Source organism: Microbacterium natoriense (genome assembly GCF_030816295.1).
GTDB classification, from domain to species: Bacteria; Actinomycetota; Actinomycetes; order Actinomycetales; family Microbacteriaceae; genus Microbacterium; species Microbacterium natoriense_A.
The window spans coordinates 745,170-761,228 of the sequence record NZ_JAUSXV010000001.1; the positions used below are offsets into that span (position 1 = coordinate 745,170).

Below are 16,059 nucleotides of genomic sequence, written 5' to 3' on the forward strand. Positions count from 1 at the left end.
GCGGGCACGCCTCAAGCGTTGAGGCGTGCCGCGGCGACGCGGGCTTCGAGCATCGGCAATGAGCGCGAGGGCGCGGGCCGGATGCCAAGCGTCGTCGCCAGCTCGAGCGCGAGCGACGCGTGCCCCGCGGCGTTCGGGTGGAAGGGGTCGCCCATGAGGCCCCACGGAACGCCGCCGTTGCCGAGCTCCGTGAAGCGTGCGTGCTGATCGACCAGAAGCACGTCGTCTGCGGCGGCGACCGCGCGCACCGCATCGACGAACTCGACGATGCGCTCGCGGCCGGGCGCGTTGGGCACGTCGATCGACGGCGGCGTCTGCAGCACGGCGATCGCGCCCAGGCTGCGGACGCGGGCGACGAACCGGCTCAGCGACGTGGCGAAGTCGCCCGGTTCGACCGTCGCGCGACCGGGTCCGGTCGCGAGGTCGTTCGTGCCGATCATGAGCGTCACGACGTCAGGGCGCCACGACGAGACCCGGCGGTCGAAGTCGCCGAGGATGTCGGTGAGGCGGTGCCCGCTGATCGCCGAGTTGATCACGATGTCGCGCGTGCGGCCGAGCTCGCCGCGCACCAGCTCGTGCAGGTGTTCGGGGTAGCTGCGCTCGCCCTGGGTGTGCACGAGGCCGTGCGTGATCGAGTCTCCCGTGAGCACCCAGGTGAGGGGTGCGGCGCCACCGAGAGCTTCGGCGAGACGCCGGAGATCGGATGCTGCGGAAGGGGTGGCGTCGGATGCGAGAGGTTCGGCGTTCGGCACGGCAAAGAGCCTAGCGCCCACGCCCGCTCGGGCCGCAGGCGCACTACTGTGGAGATCGTGAGCCCCGAGTCCGACAGACCGTAGATCGCGGGTGAGCGCAGCCGATGCGCTCCCCGCGTCCTCTGTCGACCCCTCACTCTCGCCGTCCGCCCATAGCGCGGCGTCGACGGCGCCAATCCGTCTGGATGCCTCATGCCTTTCCTCATCCCTGTCCTCGCTCTGGCGATCTTCGCCCAGGGCACCAGCGAGTTCATGCTCGCCGGACTCCTTCTCCCTCTCTCCTCCGATCTCGGCGTCGAACCCGCTCAGGCGGGGCTGCTGACCTCGGCGTTCGCCGTCGGCATGGTGGTCGGCGCGCCCGTGGTCGCCGTGTTCGGCGCCCGATGGCGACCGCGCCGTACGCTCGTCCTGCTCCTGCTGGCGTTCATCCTCGCGCACGCCGTCGGCGCCGTCTCCGCGTCGTTCTGGGTGCTGTTGACCACGCGCGTGATCGCGGCGCTGGCGAACGCCGGGTTCCTCGCGATCGCGCTGTCGACCGTGCGGGGCATCGTGTCGCCGGGGCAGACGACACGCGCGGTCGCGACGCTGCTCGCGGGCACGACCCTCGCCACGATCGTCGGCGTGCCGGCCAGCGCGCTGCTCGCCGGCATCCTCGGCTGGCGCTCGACGTTCTGGGGCGTCGTGGTGTTGTGCGTTCCCGCGATCCTCGGCCTCCTTCTCGACCAGACGCTGGGGCGCGTCGCGACGGCACCGCGCGTCCGAGTGCGCGCCGAGCTGAACGAGCTGCGTCACCGGCGGGTGCTCGTGCCCGTCATCCTCGCGGTGCTCGTCAACGCGGCGACCTTCGGCGTGTTCACGTTCCTGGGCGTCATCGGCGCAGACGCCGGCGTGGACGATGCGTGGGTTCCCGCACTCCTCGCGGCGTTCGGCATCGGGGCTTTCCTCGGGGTGAGCGCGACGGCTCGGTGGGCAGCAGTTCGCGAACGCGCGTGGATCGCCGTGGGCGGCTTCGCCGCGACGGCACTCTGGGTGCTTCTGGCCTTCGGTTCGGCATCGGCTCCCGTCGTGTTCGCGGGGGCGTTCCTCGGAGGGATGCTGTCTTTCGCCGTCGGCTCGGCATTGATCTCGAGAATCGTGAGAGAGGCGACCGGGGCGCCCGTGCTCGGCGGGGCCTACGCGACCGTCGCGCTCAACCTCGGGGCGATGGCAGGACCGGCATTCGCCGCTTCCGCCTATTCCACGGCAGGTGCTCAGGGCATCGTGCTCGCCGCGGCCGCGCTCACCGCCGCCGCAGCATCCTTCGCGTCCCTCCTGCCCACGTCCCCCTGACCCGCCTCCGCTCCCAGCGCCAGCCCCGCCGCTGCGCGAGTGCACGGCATCCCGCCGAGTGCACAGGTTCCTCACGTCGAGATCCCGTGCGCTCGGCGAGAGCACGGGATCTCGACGCGCTCCCCGGCCGCTCAGAGCCACTTCTTGTACTTGAACACCCCGTACAGCGCGACGGCGAAGGCCGCCATCGCGCCGATCGCGAGCGGGTAGCCGTAGGTCCAGTGCAGTTCGGGCATGGCGTCGAAGTTCATGCCGTACACGGTGCCGACGAGGGTCGGGGCGAAGATGATCGCCGCCCACGACGAGATCTTCTTGATCTCGTCGTTCTGCGCCAGGCTCGCGTCGGACTGCCTGCGCGACACCAGGGCGGAGTGCACCGTGAGCGCGTTCTCGAGGATCGCACGGAACGAGTCCACCCGCTCGTTGACGCGGATGACGTGGTCGAGCACGTCGCGCAGCGAGCGCTGCAGCTCCTCGTCGATGCGGTACTTGTCCGACCCGCGGCGCAGCCATTCCAGCATCCCGGCGAGAGGATGCACCGCCCGCTGGAAGTTGATGACCTCGCGGGAGAGCTGGTAGATGCGGCGCGACAGGGCGTCGTCGTCGCTGTCGCCGAACAGCTCGTCCTCGATCTCGTCGATGTCGTTCAGGAGGCCGGCGACGATCGGCTCGTAGCCGTCGACGACCTCGTCGAGGATCGCGTAGAGCACGGCCTCGGGTCCCATCGCGAGCAGCTCGGGGTTGGCCTCCATGCGCTGCCGCACCGCGACCAGATTCGGCGACTCGGCATGCCGGATCGTGACGACGAAGTCCGGGCCGATGAACAGGTGCAGCTCGCCGAACTCGATCGACTCCTGCTCGTCGCGGTAGCGGGCGGGGCGCAGCACGGCGAAGAGCGTGTCGCCGTAGCGTTCCACCTTGGAGCGCTGATGCCCGGAGAGCGCGTCCTCCACCGCGAGCGGATGCAGGTCGAACTCGCGGGCGACCGAGTGCACTTCCTGCGGGCTCGGCCGGTACAGGCCGATCCACGCGATGCCGTCGACCGCGTCGAGGATGCGGTAGGTCTCGTCCAGGTTCTTCGGGGTCTCCACGCGACGTCCGTGGACGTACACGCCGTTGTCGATGAGCGCCATGATGCGGATCCGTTCATGCAGGCGCACGCCGGGATCGCCGGTGCGCGCAAATTCGTCAAGGGGCGGAAGACGCCGCCGACGGCTGCGGAGGATCAGGCCTGTGAGACGCGGAGCGGATGCTCAACGCGCGAAGACGGCCGTGCGCGACGCAGCGGGGGCGGCGTCGTGACTATCACCGGACATCGCCATCACCGCCTTTCGTGCACTCTGGGGGTCGGACGACCCGAGGGGTCAGCTTACTCCTGCCAACCCGGGAGAATGCCACGACGCCGGGTGGTGGGTGGCGCGCCGGACTCGTCGGGGTGTGCCGTTGTAGCGTGGCTCTGATGAGATTCAGCGCATTCGAGACGTACGCCGATCGGAGCGGGATATCCTCACCGATCTCTCCGGAGCCGCAGAACAGCGACTATGAATCGGGCATGGTCGAGATCGACGGCGAGTCGTGGCACATTCGCACGGCGCGGACCACGCCCACCAAGCCTGGTGCGTTCGTGGCCTTCTGGCGAAGAGATGAGAAGGCGAAGACCGTGCCGTACGGATCCGACGATCCGGCGGCGGGGCTGCTGGTGTTCGTGGAGCAGGGCGGTCGGCGCGGGGTTTTCCGGTTCCCGGCCGAGTACCTGGCGGAACTGGGCGTCACCTCAGCAGGAAGCGCGGGCAAGCGCGGGTTCCGTCTGTATCCGAGCTGGTGCGAGGGGTTGAACCCGCAGGCGGCGGCCACGCAGCGAGCTCAGGCGTCGGCGTTCCGGGAGTACTGACTCCGGCTCGCGCGCCCAAGCGTCAGGCGTCGCATCCGTCACTCGACATGCTCGACGCGGGTGTTCGTGCTCGTCAGCGGCGTGCCGTCGGCGGCCGTGACGACGAGCTCGGGGAGCGGGGCGCCGCGATCATCCGTCAGCACGGAATGTGCCTCTCCGGCCGCGAACGCGTGGCGTTCTCCCCACTGCCGCAGCGCGACGACCACCGGGAACAGGTCTCTGCCGGCATCGGTGAGTTCGTACAGCCGGCGTCTGCCCGATGGTGCATCGATCTGGGTGAGCAGTCCGTGTGCGGTGAGTCTGCGGAGCCGGTCGCTGAGGATGTTGCGGGCGATGCCGGTGCGCTGCTGGAAGGCGGTGAAGGATCGCGCGCCGTCCATCGCGTCCCGGATGACGAGCAGGCTCCATCGGTCGCCGACCAGGTCGACTGACCGGGCGACGGGACAGCTCGGGTCTGTCCATGTCATCGTCGGGATATCCATCGGCCACCTCCGGTGAGTTGCAGATTGAAACCAGCTTGCCCTATGTTGCTTTTGGTAGCAAATTGCAACTAACTGAGGACGTGGTCGATATCAAGAGGATGACGAGAGCGACGCTCGCCGTGGTGTGCGCCGTCGCGGTGGCGAGCGTGTACGCGGGGCAACCCCTTCTCGTCGAGATGGGACGCGATCTGGGTGTTCCGCTCGACGCAGTCGGATGGATCGTGGCTGTGGGACAGGTCGGCTATCTGCTGGGCCTCGTCCTGCTCGTGCCGCTGGGAGACGTCTTCGATCGCCGACGGCTGATCATGCTGCACCTCGCACTGCTCGCCGTGGGGATGTCCATCGTCGCCGCCGCTCCGACGTCTTGGGTCGCCTTCGCGGGTCTGGCGTCGGCGGGATTGTTCGCTGTCGTGGTCCAGACATCCGTGGCGTACACGCTCGCACTGTCCGGGCCGCAGGATCGCGGCCGAAATCTCGGGGTGGTGACCTCAGGCGTGGTCATCGGCATCCTCGGCGGACGGATCGTCGCGGGTTTCCTCGCGGATCTGTGGAGCTGGCGGAGCGTCTACGTCCTTCTCGCGGTCCTTGCTGCGCTTCTGGCGATCGCCGTGCTGGTCATGCTTCCTGCAGACGAGCGCTCAGGGGGCGTTCGATATCGAGCGCTGCTTCGATCGTCGGCCGGAATGTTCGCGCAGCGGGTCTTTCTCGGCCGCGGGCTGATCGCGTTCTTCCTGTTCGCGTCCTTCGGAACCCTGTGGAGCGGTCTGGTCCTGCCCCTCGCCGGTGCGCCATGGCACCTCAGCCCGACGCAGATCGGGCTGTTCGGCGTGGTCGGTCTCGCGGGTGCTCTCGGCGCCGGCCGTGCCGGGCGCTGGGCCGACGCCGGTCGCGCAGACCGCGTCACGGGCGTGGCCCTGACCGCTCTGCTGGCCTCCTGGATCGCCATCGGACAGCTCGAATGGTCGTGGGGCCTGTTGATCGTCGGGGTGATCCTGCTGGACTTCGCCGTCCAGGCCGTTCACGTCAGCAACCAGCACATCCTGGCGTCCGCCTATCCTGATCGGACGAGCACCGCCGTCGGTGCGTACATGGTGTTCTACTCCCTCGGCTCCGCGCTCGGCGCTGCCGCCACGGCCGCTGTCTACGACGAGGTGGGCTGGACCGGCTCGGCCGTCCTCGGAGCGTGCTTCGCGATCGGCGCACTCGTCGTGTGGGCGATGTCGAGGTCGGCGGTCTCTGGTTCTTCCCCCGATCGCCTCGAGGTCGGGGCGGCCGGGATGCGCTGATCGAGACCGTTCCCGGGCTGCCTTCGGGGCGCGGATGTGCCCTAGAGGGTTTCGGGTCGGTGAACCTGCTCCGGGGCCGAGATCTCCCTGGCGACCTGCTTCTCGAGCACCTCGACGGCCTCGTCGCTGAGCAGGATGAGCCCGTCGAGCTCGTCGCGCACTCGCTTGTATGCGACGTTGCGCTCGGCCTGAGTCGCGGACTCATCGACGGCGACCTTGAGGAGCTGCTGCGCGCGGTCGAGGCGCTTGCGCTCTGGCTCGGTGAAGGTCGAGTCGCGCAGGCGACGGGCGTCCTTCTCGGCGATCTCGAAGGCGACGGCGTAGGCGCCGACGGCGTCGAGGTACTCGGAGACCTGCTTCTCGGTGACGTTCGCGTCGGCAGAGGCGGGACGCAGAGCATCCGCCGTCTTCTTCGCCCGAAGGAACGCGGCGACGAGCGGCTGACGGCCATCGCTCATGGCGGGGAACGCGATGAGCTTGGCGACGTCGAGTTCGTAGTCGAGCCAGCGCGCGGTGATCTGGTCGTGCTCCGCGAAGAGGCGGGTCAGCAGATCGTTCGGAGCGACGGATGCCGTGGTGTCGATGATCGTCGGACCCTGGCGCTTCGGCAGGCCGCGCGCCTCGAGTTCGGCGGACTTGAGCTCCGCCTTGAGGCGCAGCGTCTCCAGGCGCCGTTCATGCCGGCGTCGCGCCGCCCACTCCCAGCGCTTGGCTGCTCCACCCGCCACGCCCATGACGGGGAAGATGAGCCACCAGTAGGTGCCGAGCCACGTGAGGAGCGGTTCCATGATGTGCTCAGCCTACTTCGCGGGCCGATCGCCGTGGAGACCTGTTCCGGTCGCAGTTCGTGCCGTCTCCGGCGGCGGAAAGTGGCACGAATCGCGACCGGAATGGTGATAACACGGCACGGCGCGGCACGAATCGCGACCGGAACGCGCCGGGCCAGGATCACCAGTCGTGCACAGTCCCATCAGCCAGGCGGTTGTACGGCAGGTACGCCTGTTCATAGGGGTACCTGCCCGCCTCGTCGACGTCGAGCTCGACGCCCAGTCCGGGCTTGTCACCGGGATGCAGCAGGCCGCCCTGCCAGGTGAAGCTCTGCTGGAAGACCTCGTTCGTGCGGCTGCCGTGCTGCATGTACTCCTGGATGCCGAAGTTGTGGATGCTGAGCCCCAGGTGCATGGCCGCCGCCATGCCGACCGGAGAGATGTCGGTCGGGCCATGCATGCCCGACTTGATCTGGTATATCGCCGCGTAGTCGAGCGTCTTCTTCAGCGCGCTGATCCCGCCCATGTGGGTGACCGCACCGCGGACGTAGTCGATGAGCTGGTCGCGGATGATGTCTTTGAAATCCCAGACCGTGTTGAAGATCTCCCCGATCGCGAGCGGCGTGGTCGTGTGCTGGCGCACGAGGCGCAGCGCCTCCTGGTTCTCGGCGGGGGTGCAGTCCTCGAGCCAGAACAGGTCGTAGGGCTCGAGGGACTTGCCGAGCTTCGCTGCCTGGATGGGCGTCATCCGGTGGTGGCCGTCGTGCAGCAGCGGGATGTCGGGGCCGAACTCGTTGCGCACCGCCTCGAAGACGCCGGGCAGATGGGTGAGGTAGGAGCGCGTATCCCAGTCCTCCTCGACGGGTTTCGCCCCGCGACGGGCGGGCTCGTGGTCGTAGCGGGCCTCGCCGCCGCCGACATCCGCCGACTGCGCCGCGATGCCGTAGATCGCCTTCAGGCCGGGCACGCCGGTCTGGATGCGGATGGCCCGGTACCCCTGCTCGAGATGCGAGCGCACCGAGTCGAACAGCTGGGGAAGGTCGACGCCGGAGGCGTGGCCGTAGGCGAGGAGGCCCGTGCGGGATGCGCCGCCGAGCAGCTGGTAGACCGGCATCCCGGCCTTCTTGCCCTTGATGTCCCACATCGCCATATCGACGGCGGCGATCGCCGCCATCGTCACCGGGCCACGGCGCCAGTATGCGCTGCGGTAGAGGAACTGCCAGGTGTCTTCGATGCGATCCTCGTCGGCGCCGATCAGGAGCGGCACGACGTGCTCGGTCAGGTAGGCGACGACGGCGAGCTCACGGCCGTTCAGCGTCGCATCGCCGAGACCGGTGATGCCCTCGGCGGTCGTGATCTTGAGGGTGACGAAGTTGCGGTCGGGGCTGGTCACGATGACCTCGGCCTTGTCGATGGGCATGCGGACTCCTCGTCGAGAACTTGTATGGCACTCTGATCAAATCACTGCCATACAAGTTTCGTCAAGCTATCGTGACGGTATGCCCGAGACCCCGCCCCGTCCGTCCGCCCGGACGGTCGCGTACGGGCGGATCCGCGACGGCATCATCGGCGGTCATTTCGCTCCGGGAGGCCTGCTCTCCGAGAACGAGCTCGCCGCCGCGCTCGGCATCAGCCGTCAGCCCGTGCGCGAGGCACTGCTGCTCATCGCGCAGGAGGGCCTGGTCGAGGTGCGCCCGCAGAGCGGAACCTACGTCACCCGCATCGATCCCGATCGCGTGCGCGAAGCGCAGTTCATCCGCGAGGCCATCGAGCTGGCATCGCTCGCTGCTTGTGCGCCGCCCGAGGAGGAGGACGAGCGGATGCTGCGCGACCTCATCGAGCGGCAGCGCACAGCATCCGACCGCGACGCGTTCTACCCGCTCGACGAGGAGTTCCACCGCGCCCTGCTGGGTCTCGCGGGCCATGCCAACGCCTGGGCCGCGGTGAGCGCCGCGAAGGGGCATCTCGACCGCGCCCGCTATGTCGGCATGAGCGCGACGCGCGCCGTGCAGGACTACGTGGATGACCACGAACGGGTCGTCGACGCGCTCGCCGCCGGAGACATGGATGCCGCGGCCGAGGCTCTGCGCGAGCACCTGCGGTTCGTGTTCGCCGACCTCGAGGCGGTGCGGGAGCAGCATCCGGAACTGTTCGAGGGCGCGCCCGCCGCGCGCACGGGCAGGCCCTCGCGGCGCTGAGGCGCGTGAGCGGAGGTCTCAGCCCCCGAGCTTGAGCGTCGACGGACGGGGTGAGAACTTGTTGTCGAGCACGAGGCACGCCGCGCCGATCGCGGCGACGTCCGCACCGAGTGCGGTACCTGTGATCGTCGTCGCGTGCAGCTGGTTCGAGATCGATCCCTCCGACACGATCGGCTGGATGACGCGCAGGAAGTGGCTTGCGACCGCTTCCCAGGTGGTTCCGCCGATCACGACCGTGCCGACGTCGAGCATATTGGTCACGGTCAGGATGGCGGATGCCGCGAAGCGCGCGGCCTTCTCGATGATGTCGAGTGCTCCGGTCTGCCCTTCGTCGGCGAGTGCGCTCAGACGGTTGAACGCCTGAACCACTGCAGCAGGGGACGCGAGATCGGTATCGGCCGGGAGTACTCCCAGCGATACGGCCTCGCTGGCGAGCATGTGAGGGGAGCCGGTCTCCCAGAACGCCCGGAACGGGTGCCGGTAGTGATCGCCGAACTCCTCCGAGGTCACGGGCAGCAGGCCCACGTCGCCCGCGTTGCTCGAGATGCCCCTGACGACGACGTCGTCGATCACGATCCCGGCGCCGACGCCGGTGCCGAAGTAGAAGAAGACGAAATCACTGGGCCCGTCGGCCCCTCCTGCCCACAACTCGGCCACGGCGCCCGCGATGACGTCTTTGTCGAGCAGTACGGGAAGGCCGGTGGCGTCGCGAAGGTGGTCGCGCAGCGGCACGCGATGCCAGTTCGGCAGGTGCGGAGGATCGACGACGAGGCCGCGTTCCACGTCTACCGGACCGGGCGAGGCGATGCCCACGCCGAGAATCCGAGCGCGATCGACAGGCGCACGCGTGATGAGAGCTTCGATCTGCTCGCTCATCAGCGCGAGGACGGAATCGGGGTCCTGCGCGGCGGGGGTCGGGTGGCTCGCGTCGACGACGACCGTGCCGGTGAAGTCGAGCAGGACGTACGTGATCACGGCGGGATCGATGTGCACGCCGATGGCGTAGCTTCCCGCGGGATTCAGCTCCAGCATCGTGCGGGGCTTGCCGAACGAGACGGCCTGCTTTCCGGTCTCGAGGATGAGCCCCTGATCGAGAAGGCGGCGACAGATGTTCGACACCGTCTGCGCCGAGAGCCCGGTCTCGGCGGTCAACTCGACACGACTGCGTCCGCCGTCAGAGCGTCGGATCGAGTTGAGGACGACACCCTCGTTGAAGTCGGCCACTCGAGGCATGTTGGTGCCTCTGTGCTGACTCGGATGCTCGGGCGGCGACTGTGCCACTCGTTCTCCTGTTCCTCGGGGACCTCCGCCGGATCCCGTGTATGTCGACTATGACAGGTCACTTCATCCTGTGTCTTGAAGAACGCGCCATCGCCTGCTGATCGAGGGTATTGCCTGGAAGCGTCGTGTCGTCTATCTTACTTCATAGATTTGAGTTAGTAAGTCGAGAACTCGGATCGGCAGTGTTGTCCGCTGCCACGGAAGGCCGAGGGCGCCCTTCCGGCGGGTCTGAAGACCCGGGAGCACGACGAAGACGTCCGTGAAACCGAAAGCGAAGGAACAGCATCCATGAAGCTGAGACAGAAACATCGATCTCTCGGTGCGGGGATGGTCGCCGTCGGCGTCATCGCCGCCGGACTCGTCGCAGGAAGCGCGACCAGTGCGGCGGCCGTGGAGCCATCGGCGACGGCCGTCTTCTCGTCCACGCCGCAGCTGAGCGGCATCGACAAGGCCCGACCCGGTGACGCCGGGAAGGACCCGGCCATGGTGGCCACGACCGTAGACGGCGTCCAGTGCTGGGAGATGAAGAACGATCCGTACGTGCGCTATCTGTACGTGGACGTCGCCCAGAGCGCGATTCCCGCAGGAGCGACGCGGGCGCTCGTCACCGTCGACTACTACGACGTCGGCGCAGCCGGCTTCGACATCCACTACGACGCGAAGTCGAACCCCTGGACCGGCTCGCGCAACCAGCAGCTCACCGACACGCACACCTGGAAGAGCACGACCTTCGAGCTGACCGGCATCAACTTCGCGAATCGTGAGAACGGCCACGACTTCCGCCTGAACGTCAAAGCCGCTCAGGGCTCGATGCCTCCGGTGTGCTTCTCGAAGGTCGAGGTGACCTTCACCGACAAGCCGATCGCCGCCATCGACTCGCTCGCGATCATGAACGACTCCCTCATCTTCAAGGAGGGCGAGGCGTCTGTGCAGGTGTCGACACCCGCTGACGAGGTGACGTGGCGCGTCGGCGACGAGAACGACGTCGAACTCCGTACTGGCACCGCAGCGATCAGCGGTGGCGACGGCGAGATCGACCTCAGCGACCTTCCGTTCGGTTACTACACGCTGGACGTGACCGCGGCCCTTGACGAGCCGGTGACGCGAACGACGTCGTTCGCCGTCCTCGACGATCCGCCCCCCGGGTGGAACGACGACGGCGCGTTCTTCGGCACGCAGCTGCATCGCAGCTGGCAGCCTACGGAACACACCGATGCGCTCATCGATGCGATGGAACTCGCGGGGTACGGCATCAGCCGCAACGAGACGACCTGGGGTGAGGTCGAGAAGGAGAAGGGCGTCTACGGATTCACCGGCGAGGGCCCGCGCGTGGTCACAGAGCTCGCGAACCGCGGTGTCGACGTGATGTGGAACGCCGGACTCGACAACGCGCTGTACGACAACGGGCGCACTCCGGCGAGCACTGAGGCGATCGCCGCCTTTGCGGCCTACGTCGGCGCGACCGCGGAGCACTTCTCAACCGCCGGCGTCTCGCACGACATCGGCATCCTCAACGAGTACAACTCCACCGGGTTCAACGACGGCACCTGCGGTCTCACGGCGGCGTGCTACCTGCAGGTCCTCCAGCCGAGTTACGTCGCCGCACACGCCGCCGATCCGCAGGCCAACGTGATCGGTCCGATCACCGCCGGCGTGCAGCTCGCCTGGGCGCAGGACTTCATCGCTCAGGGTGGCCTCGCCAGCCTCGACACGTACGCCACGAACTACTACGGCTACGCGCAGAACGGTCCTGGCACGCCTCCGGAAGCGACGACCGAGCTCGCCGCTCTGGCTCAGCTCGCCGCGATGATCGACGCCAACGACGGCGGCCGTGACATCCCGCTCCGGGTCACGGAGAACGGATGGCCGACTCACGATGCCGGTTCCACGCAGGCGCAGCAGGCGGACTACGCGATCCGCGGCCCGCTGCTCGCACAGCTCGCCGGCGCCGACGAGTACCTCTGGTACGACCTGTACGACGACGGATTCGACAGCGCCGAGCGGGAGAACCGCTTCGGTCTCATCAACCGTGCCGACGACACCGCCTGCTGGAACTGGATCTGCCCCACGGCGAACTACGAGTACGGCGCCGTGCACGGCATCAGTCCCAAGCCCGGCTTCGTCACGCAGGCGGTCGCGATCCGTCAGACCGTCGGCAAGGAGCTGACCGAACGGGAAGCCCTCGGCTCGGACTCGCTGTACAGCCTCATGTACGCGGGTGACACCGCACAGGACGCCACGCGCGTGCTGTGGAGCACCGGGACCGACTCGGTCACGGTCACCTCGACGAAGGGCTTCACGCTGACCGACAAGTTCGGTGCGAGCCAGCAGGTCGCGAAGGGCACGGTGACCCTGCAGCTGAACGGCTCTCCGGTGTTCGTGGGAGGAAATGTGACCGTCGCCGCCGCGGGTGCCGCGTTCGCCCTCGAGGTGCCTCAGACCACCGTTCAGGGTCGTGACGTCCCGGTGACGCTGACGATCGCCGACGCCTCGCACATCCGCGGCGGCAAGGTGACCGTCGAGGCCGACGGCGTCACGAAGACCGTCAAGGTCGACAAGGGCGTCGCCGCTCTGACCCTGCCGGCTGTCAGCAGGCTCGGTGAGCGAGAGGTCACGGTGACGGTGACCGACAAGAAGGGGCGACTCGTCTCTGAAGTGCACGCGACGACGAAGGTGGTCGATCCGTACGGGATGTCGGTGCAGCCGGTGATCACGAAGACGGATGCCGGTTTCGACTACGCCATGGCGATCACCGTCACCAACAACGCGGCAGATGTCGACGTGACGGTCGACTCGATCGACTGGAAGGTCGGCGCGGCGTCGGGGACGACAACCGATCCCGTGACCGTCCCCGCCAGCGGATCGCAGACGGTGTCGATCCCGGTAGTTGATCCGAAGCTGTTCCAGACGCAGTCGTATGCGGTCACCGCGCACGCGGGGGAGGTCGCGAGATCCGGCAAGGGATCGCTCTCCTTCTCGCCTATCGAGAAGGAGGGTGCGACCACGCTCGACGAGATCGATCTCAACACGATCGGCAAGTGGAACGCCATCCGCTCGGGCACCCGCACGGGGCCGGCGGATCTCGGCGGCTCAGTACGCTACACGGCGACTGTTGACGCCCTCGTCCTCCACGCGACGATCACCGACGATGTGCACCTCGCCGACCGCACCGATCCTGCACTGAGCTGGCAGGCGGACTCCGTTCAGTTCAACACCTACGACACGCTTCCCGCGTCGTTGGGTGGCGAGAGGGTGGAGATCGCTGCGGCGCTGAGTGCCGCGGGCCCGGTCGTCTACACGTTTGCACCGCCGGCGGGCAGCGCGCCGGGACTCACCCCGGGTGCCACCGCCGACATCGTTCGTGACGATGCGGCCGGCACCACCACGTACCAGGTCTCTGTGCCGTGGTCGTCGCTCGGATACGACGGGCCGCCTGCGGGCGTCTGGGGGCTGTCGTTCCTGGTCAACGACGCCGACGGAGACGTGGCCGGCGGCGATTCGCGCGCCGGGTACATCGAGTGGGGCAGCGGCGTGGGCGGTGCCCCGAAGAACCCTGCACTGTTCAAGACCGTGCAGATCGTCGGTCTCGACTGAGCTGTCGCGTCGAGGGGGTCCGGCTACGGCCGGGCCCCCTTTTCCGACTTTGTCTAGAGTGTAGAATTAGTGCGTGGCGGTTATGATCGCCGCGATGACGGGAGAGGTCGCACCGCGATGCAGGAACTCACGAAGCACGTCGACGTCGTCGTGATCGGGGGTGGACCGGCCGGCGTGGCCGCCGCCGTCGCCGCAGCGCGGAACGGCGCCCGGGTCGCGCTCGTCAACAACAGGCCGGTTCTCGGGGGCAACTCCTCCAGCGAGATCCGGGTGTGGATCGTCGGGGGCACCGCGCACGGCGCGCAGAAGTTCGCGCGCGAGACCGGCATCATGGGCGAGCTGTTCCTCGAGAACCAATGGCGCAACCCTGAAGGCAATCCGATCCTCTGGGACCACGTGCTCCTGGACCTGGTCCGCGCCGAGAAGAACATCTCCCTGTTCCTCAACACCGACGTGCGCGACGTCGAGGCAGACGGTCCTGAGGACGATCGGAGCATCCGCTCGGTGACGGGCTGGCAGACAGGATCCGAGAAGCTGATCCGCTTCGAGGCGCCGATGTTCATCGACTGCACCGGTGACGGACTCGTCGGATTCCTCGCCGGAGCGCGCTTCATGACGGGTCGAGAGGACCGCGGCATCCACGGCGAGCCCTGGGCTCCGGAGACCGCCGACGACGACATGCTCGGCAGCACGATCCTCTTCTATACGAAGGATGCGGGGGAGCCGGTGCGTTTCGTGCCGCCGGGCATCACGAAGGACATCGCCGCCGCCGGCATCCCGATCCATCGTCATATCGACACCGCGATGAACGGCTGCGACTACTGGTGGATCGAGTGGGGCGGTCAGCTCGACGCGGTCGATGACAACGAGGCGATCCGCGACGAGCTGTGGGGCGTGGTGTTCGGCATCTGGGACCACATCAAGAACTCGGGGGAGTTCGACGCCGAGACGCTCACCCTCGAGTGGGTGGGGTCCATCCCCGGCAAGCGCGAGTACCGCCGCTTCGTCGGCGACCACGTGCTCACTCAACAGGACATCCTCGACCAGACCCGGTTCGACGATGCCGTCGGCTTCGGCGGCTGGTCGATCGATCTGCACCCTCCAGGTGGCGTCTACTCCGATACCGCGGGCTCCATACATCTGCACGGTCCTGGCCTCTACGAGATCCCCTTCCGCTCGCTGTACTCGGTCAACGTCTCGAACATGCTCATGGCCGGACGCGACATCTCGGCGAGCCATGTGGCATTCGGGACCACGAGGGTGATGGCGACCTGTGCCGTGACCGGCGAAGCGGCTGGAACCGGAGCGGCTCTCGCGGTGCGACACGGCCTGTCGCCGCGACGCCTCCTCGAGGACCGCCGAGAGGACCTGCAGTCGACCCTCGTGCGCCAGGACGCCTCGATCCTCGGCGTGCCCTGGCGTGACGATCGGGACCTCGCTCTCACGGCGACGGCGACCGCATCGTCGACGCTGACCGAACTGTCGACCACGGATGCAGGTGACCGCGACGCGGATGCCACCGTATCGCTGGCCGACGCCGACTTCGCTCTGCTGCTGCCCGTCGACCCTCGACTGGATGTCCTGCGTATCGAGCTGGAGGCGACAGCCGAGACCATCGCGACGGTCGAGACGTGGGGCGCGGGAAGCGGACTGAATCACATCCCGGTCCAACGTCTCTCGGCGCAGGATCTCGCGGTGCCGGTGGGTCGCGGTCCGCTGGAGGTGCGTGTGGATCACGTCCCTGACGAGCCTGGCGACGTGCTCGTCGTCATCCGCCGTGATCCGGCGCTCTCGATCCGCGTCGGCGCGGAGCGGCCGCCCTACGGCGTCCTTGCACTGCTGAGCCGCGAGCCGGGCCTGGTCCAGGACTCGCCGCAGACGAACGCGTGGTCGGCGGTCGAGCTGCGGAGGCGCTCGCCGCGGTTCTCCGTCGAGCCCGCGACGACCGCGTACGGCGCGCAGAAGGTCGTCGGAGGTTTGGCGCGCCCGTTCGACGGGCCGAATCTGTGGGCGTCGGCGCCGATGCGAGACGGCGTGGAGGAGTGGGTCGAGCTGCGGTGGGCGGAGCGTCAGGTCATCGGTCGGATCGAGCTGATCTTCAATGACGACGTCGATGAGGACATCGTCAACCTGCACCACCACCGCACACCGTTCCTCGTGATGCCCGAACTCGTGCGCGACTACCGCATCGAGGTCGAGCAGGGCGCGGCATGGGTCGCGGTCGACCAGGTGGCGGGGAACCGCATGCGCCGGCGAGTGCACGCGCTGACCCGGTCGGTCGAGGCGAGCGCCGTGCGTGTGGTCGTCACCGCCACCAACGGCGACGCTCACGCGATGATCGCAGCGGTGCGGGTGTTCCGCGACTGATCGACGGCAAGGTCACGGGCGCGACAACCCCGTTCTTGACAAAGTCAATCAAGTTGAATTAGCGTGTGAGCAACGCAGGAGCCCCGTCGGTGTCGACGATCAGAGCTCCGCT

General features: G+C 67.9%; 12 protein-coding genes. 6 read left to right on the top strand and 6 right to left on the bottom strand.

Annotated elements, in window-relative coordinates; genetic code table 11:
- Positions 1-11 precede the first annotated feature (11 nt).
- The gene (locus QFZ53_RS03570) at positions 12-752 is read right to left on the bottom strand and encodes an SGNH/GDSL hydrolase family protein (RefSeq protein ID WP_307293566.1); all 741 of its coding nucleotides are present in this window, start codon (positions 750-752) and stop codon (positions 12-14) included.
- A gap of 192 nt (positions 753-944) precedes the next feature.
- Between QFZ53_RS03570 and QFZ53_RS03575 the strand changes: the two genes are divergently transcribed.
- On the top strand, positions 945-2,081 hold the full coding sequence (locus QFZ53_RS03575) for an MFS transporter (RefSeq protein ID WP_307293568.1): 1,137 nt from the start codon (positions 945-947) through the stop codon (positions 2,079-2,081).
- Positions 2,082-2,212: 131 nt separating this feature from the next.
- Here the strand turns inward: QFZ53_RS03575 and QFZ53_RS03580 are convergent, their stop codons facing one another.
- Positions 2,213-3,214 (bottom strand): magnesium and cobalt transport protein CorA, encoded by a 1,002-nt coding sequence (locus QFZ53_RS03580; RefSeq protein ID WP_307293570.1) that lies wholly within the window; start codon positions 3,212-3,214, stop codon positions 2,213-2,215.
- A gap of 326 nt (positions 3,215-3,540) precedes the next feature.
- Here QFZ53_RS03580 and QFZ53_RS03585 point away from each other — a divergent pair, with 326 nt between their 5' ends.
- Complete coding sequence (locus QFZ53_RS03585; RefSeq protein WP_292906905.1) at positions 3,541-3,972, top strand: MepB family protein; 432 nt, start codon at positions 3,541-3,543, stop codon at positions 3,970-3,972.
- A 38-nt stretch (positions 3,973-4,010) separates the two neighbouring features.
- Here QFZ53_RS03585 and QFZ53_RS03590 read toward each other — a convergent pair whose 3' ends face one another.
- Entirely contained in the window at positions 4,011-4,439 is a 429-nt protein-coding gene (locus QFZ53_RS03590) for a winged helix-turn-helix transcriptional regulator (RefSeq protein ID WP_292906907.1), read from the bottom strand.
- A gap of 113 nt (positions 4,440-4,552) precedes the next feature.
- On the opposite strand from QFZ53_RS03590, the gene QFZ53_RS03595 reads away from it, so the two are divergent.
- Positions 4,553-5,740 carry an MFS transporter gene (locus QFZ53_RS03595; protein ID WP_307293576.1) on the top strand — a complete coding sequence of 396 codons (1,188 nt, stop codon included), beginning with the start codon at positions 4,553-4,555 and terminating at the stop codon, positions 5,738-5,740.
- A gap of 41 nt (positions 5,741-5,781) precedes the next feature.
- Here QFZ53_RS03595 and QFZ53_RS03600 read toward each other — a convergent pair whose 3' ends face one another.
- Complete coding sequence (locus tag QFZ53_RS03600; protein ID WP_292906911.1) at positions 5,782-6,528, bottom strand: hypothetical protein; 747 nt, start codon at positions 6,526-6,528, stop codon at positions 5,782-5,784.
- A 160-nt stretch (positions 6,529-6,688) separates the two neighbouring features.
- Positions 6,689-7,927, bottom strand: coding sequence for a D-mannonate dehydratase ManD (gene manD / locus QFZ53_RS03605; protein WP_307293579.1), 1,239 nt, complete (start codon positions 7,925-7,927; stop codon positions 6,689-6,691).
- Between the two features lie 79 nt (positions 7,928-8,006).
- Here manD and QFZ53_RS03610 point away from each other — a divergent pair, with 79 nt between their 5' ends.
- On the top strand, positions 8,007-8,705 hold the full coding sequence (locus QFZ53_RS03610; protein ID WP_307293581.1) for a GntR family transcriptional regulator: 699 nt from the start codon (positions 8,007-8,009) through the stop codon (positions 8,703-8,705).
- Between the two features lie 18 nt (positions 8,706-8,723).
- Here QFZ53_RS03610 and QFZ53_RS03615 read toward each other — a convergent pair whose 3' ends face one another.
- Entirely contained in the window at positions 8,724-9,986 is a 1,263-nt protein-coding gene (locus tag QFZ53_RS03615) for an ROK family transcriptional regulator (RefSeq protein ID WP_307293583.1), read from the bottom strand.
- Between the two features lie 288 nt (positions 9,987-10,274).
- Here QFZ53_RS03615 and QFZ53_RS03620 point away from each other — a divergent pair, with 288 nt between their 5' ends.
- Together QFZ53_RS03620 and QFZ53_RS03625 are read left to right on the top strand one after the other, a co-directional pair.
- On the top strand, positions 10,275-13,580 hold the full coding sequence (locus tag QFZ53_RS03620) for a hypothetical protein (protein WP_307293586.1): 3,306 nt from the start codon (positions 10,275-10,277) through the stop codon (positions 13,578-13,580).
- A 117-nt stretch (positions 13,581-13,697) separates the two neighbouring features.
- On the top strand, positions 13,698-15,947 hold the full coding sequence (locus QFZ53_RS03625) for an FAD-dependent oxidoreductase (RefSeq protein WP_307293589.1): 2,250 nt from the start codon (positions 13,698-13,700) through the stop codon (positions 15,945-15,947).
- The last annotated feature ends 112 nt before the right edge of the window (positions 15,948-16,059 follow it).

What these genes read in the sequence shown, in the direction of transcription:
- QFZ53_RS03585 (WP_292906905.1), top strand. Translation starts at nt 3,541, where the DNA reads ATGAGATTCAGCGCATTCGAGACGTACGCCGATCGGAGCGGGATATCC.
- QFZ53_RS03620 (WP_307293586.1), top strand. Translation starts at nt 10,275, where the DNA reads ATGAAGCTGAGACAGAAACATCGATCTCTCGGTGCGGGGATGGTCGCC.
- QFZ53_RS03575 (WP_307293568.1), top strand. Translation starts at nt 945, where the DNA reads ATGCCTTTCCTCATCCCTGTCCTCGCTCTGGCGATCTTCGCCCAGGGC.
- QFZ53_RS03600 (WP_292906911.1), bottom strand. Translation starts at nt 6,528, where the DNA reads ATGGAACCGCTCCTCACGTGGCTCGGCACCTACTGGTGGCTCATCTTC.
- QFZ53_RS03625 (WP_307293589.1), top strand. Translation starts at nt 13,698, where the DNA reads ATGCAGGAACTCACGAAGCACGTCGACGTCGTCGTGATCGGGGGTGGA.
- QFZ53_RS03610 (WP_307293581.1), top strand. Translation starts at nt 8,007, where the DNA reads ATGCCCGAGACCCCGCCCCGTCCGTCCGCCCGGACGGTCGCGTACGGG.
- manD (WP_307293579.1), bottom strand. Translation starts at nt 7,927, where the DNA reads ATGCCCATCGACAAGGCCGAGGTCATCGTGACCAGCCCCGACCGCAAC.
- QFZ53_RS03590 (WP_292906907.1), bottom strand. Translation starts at nt 4,439, where the DNA reads ATGACATGGACAGACCCGAGCTGTCCCGTCGCCCGGTCAGTCGACCTG.
- QFZ53_RS03595 (WP_307293576.1), top strand. Translation starts at nt 4,553, where the DNA reads ATGACGAGAGCGACGCTCGCCGTGGTGTGCGCCGTCGCGGTGGCGAGC.
- QFZ53_RS03580 (WP_307293570.1), bottom strand. Translation starts at nt 3,214, where the DNA reads ATGGCGCTCATCGACAACGGCGTGTACGTCCACGGACGTCGCGTGGAG.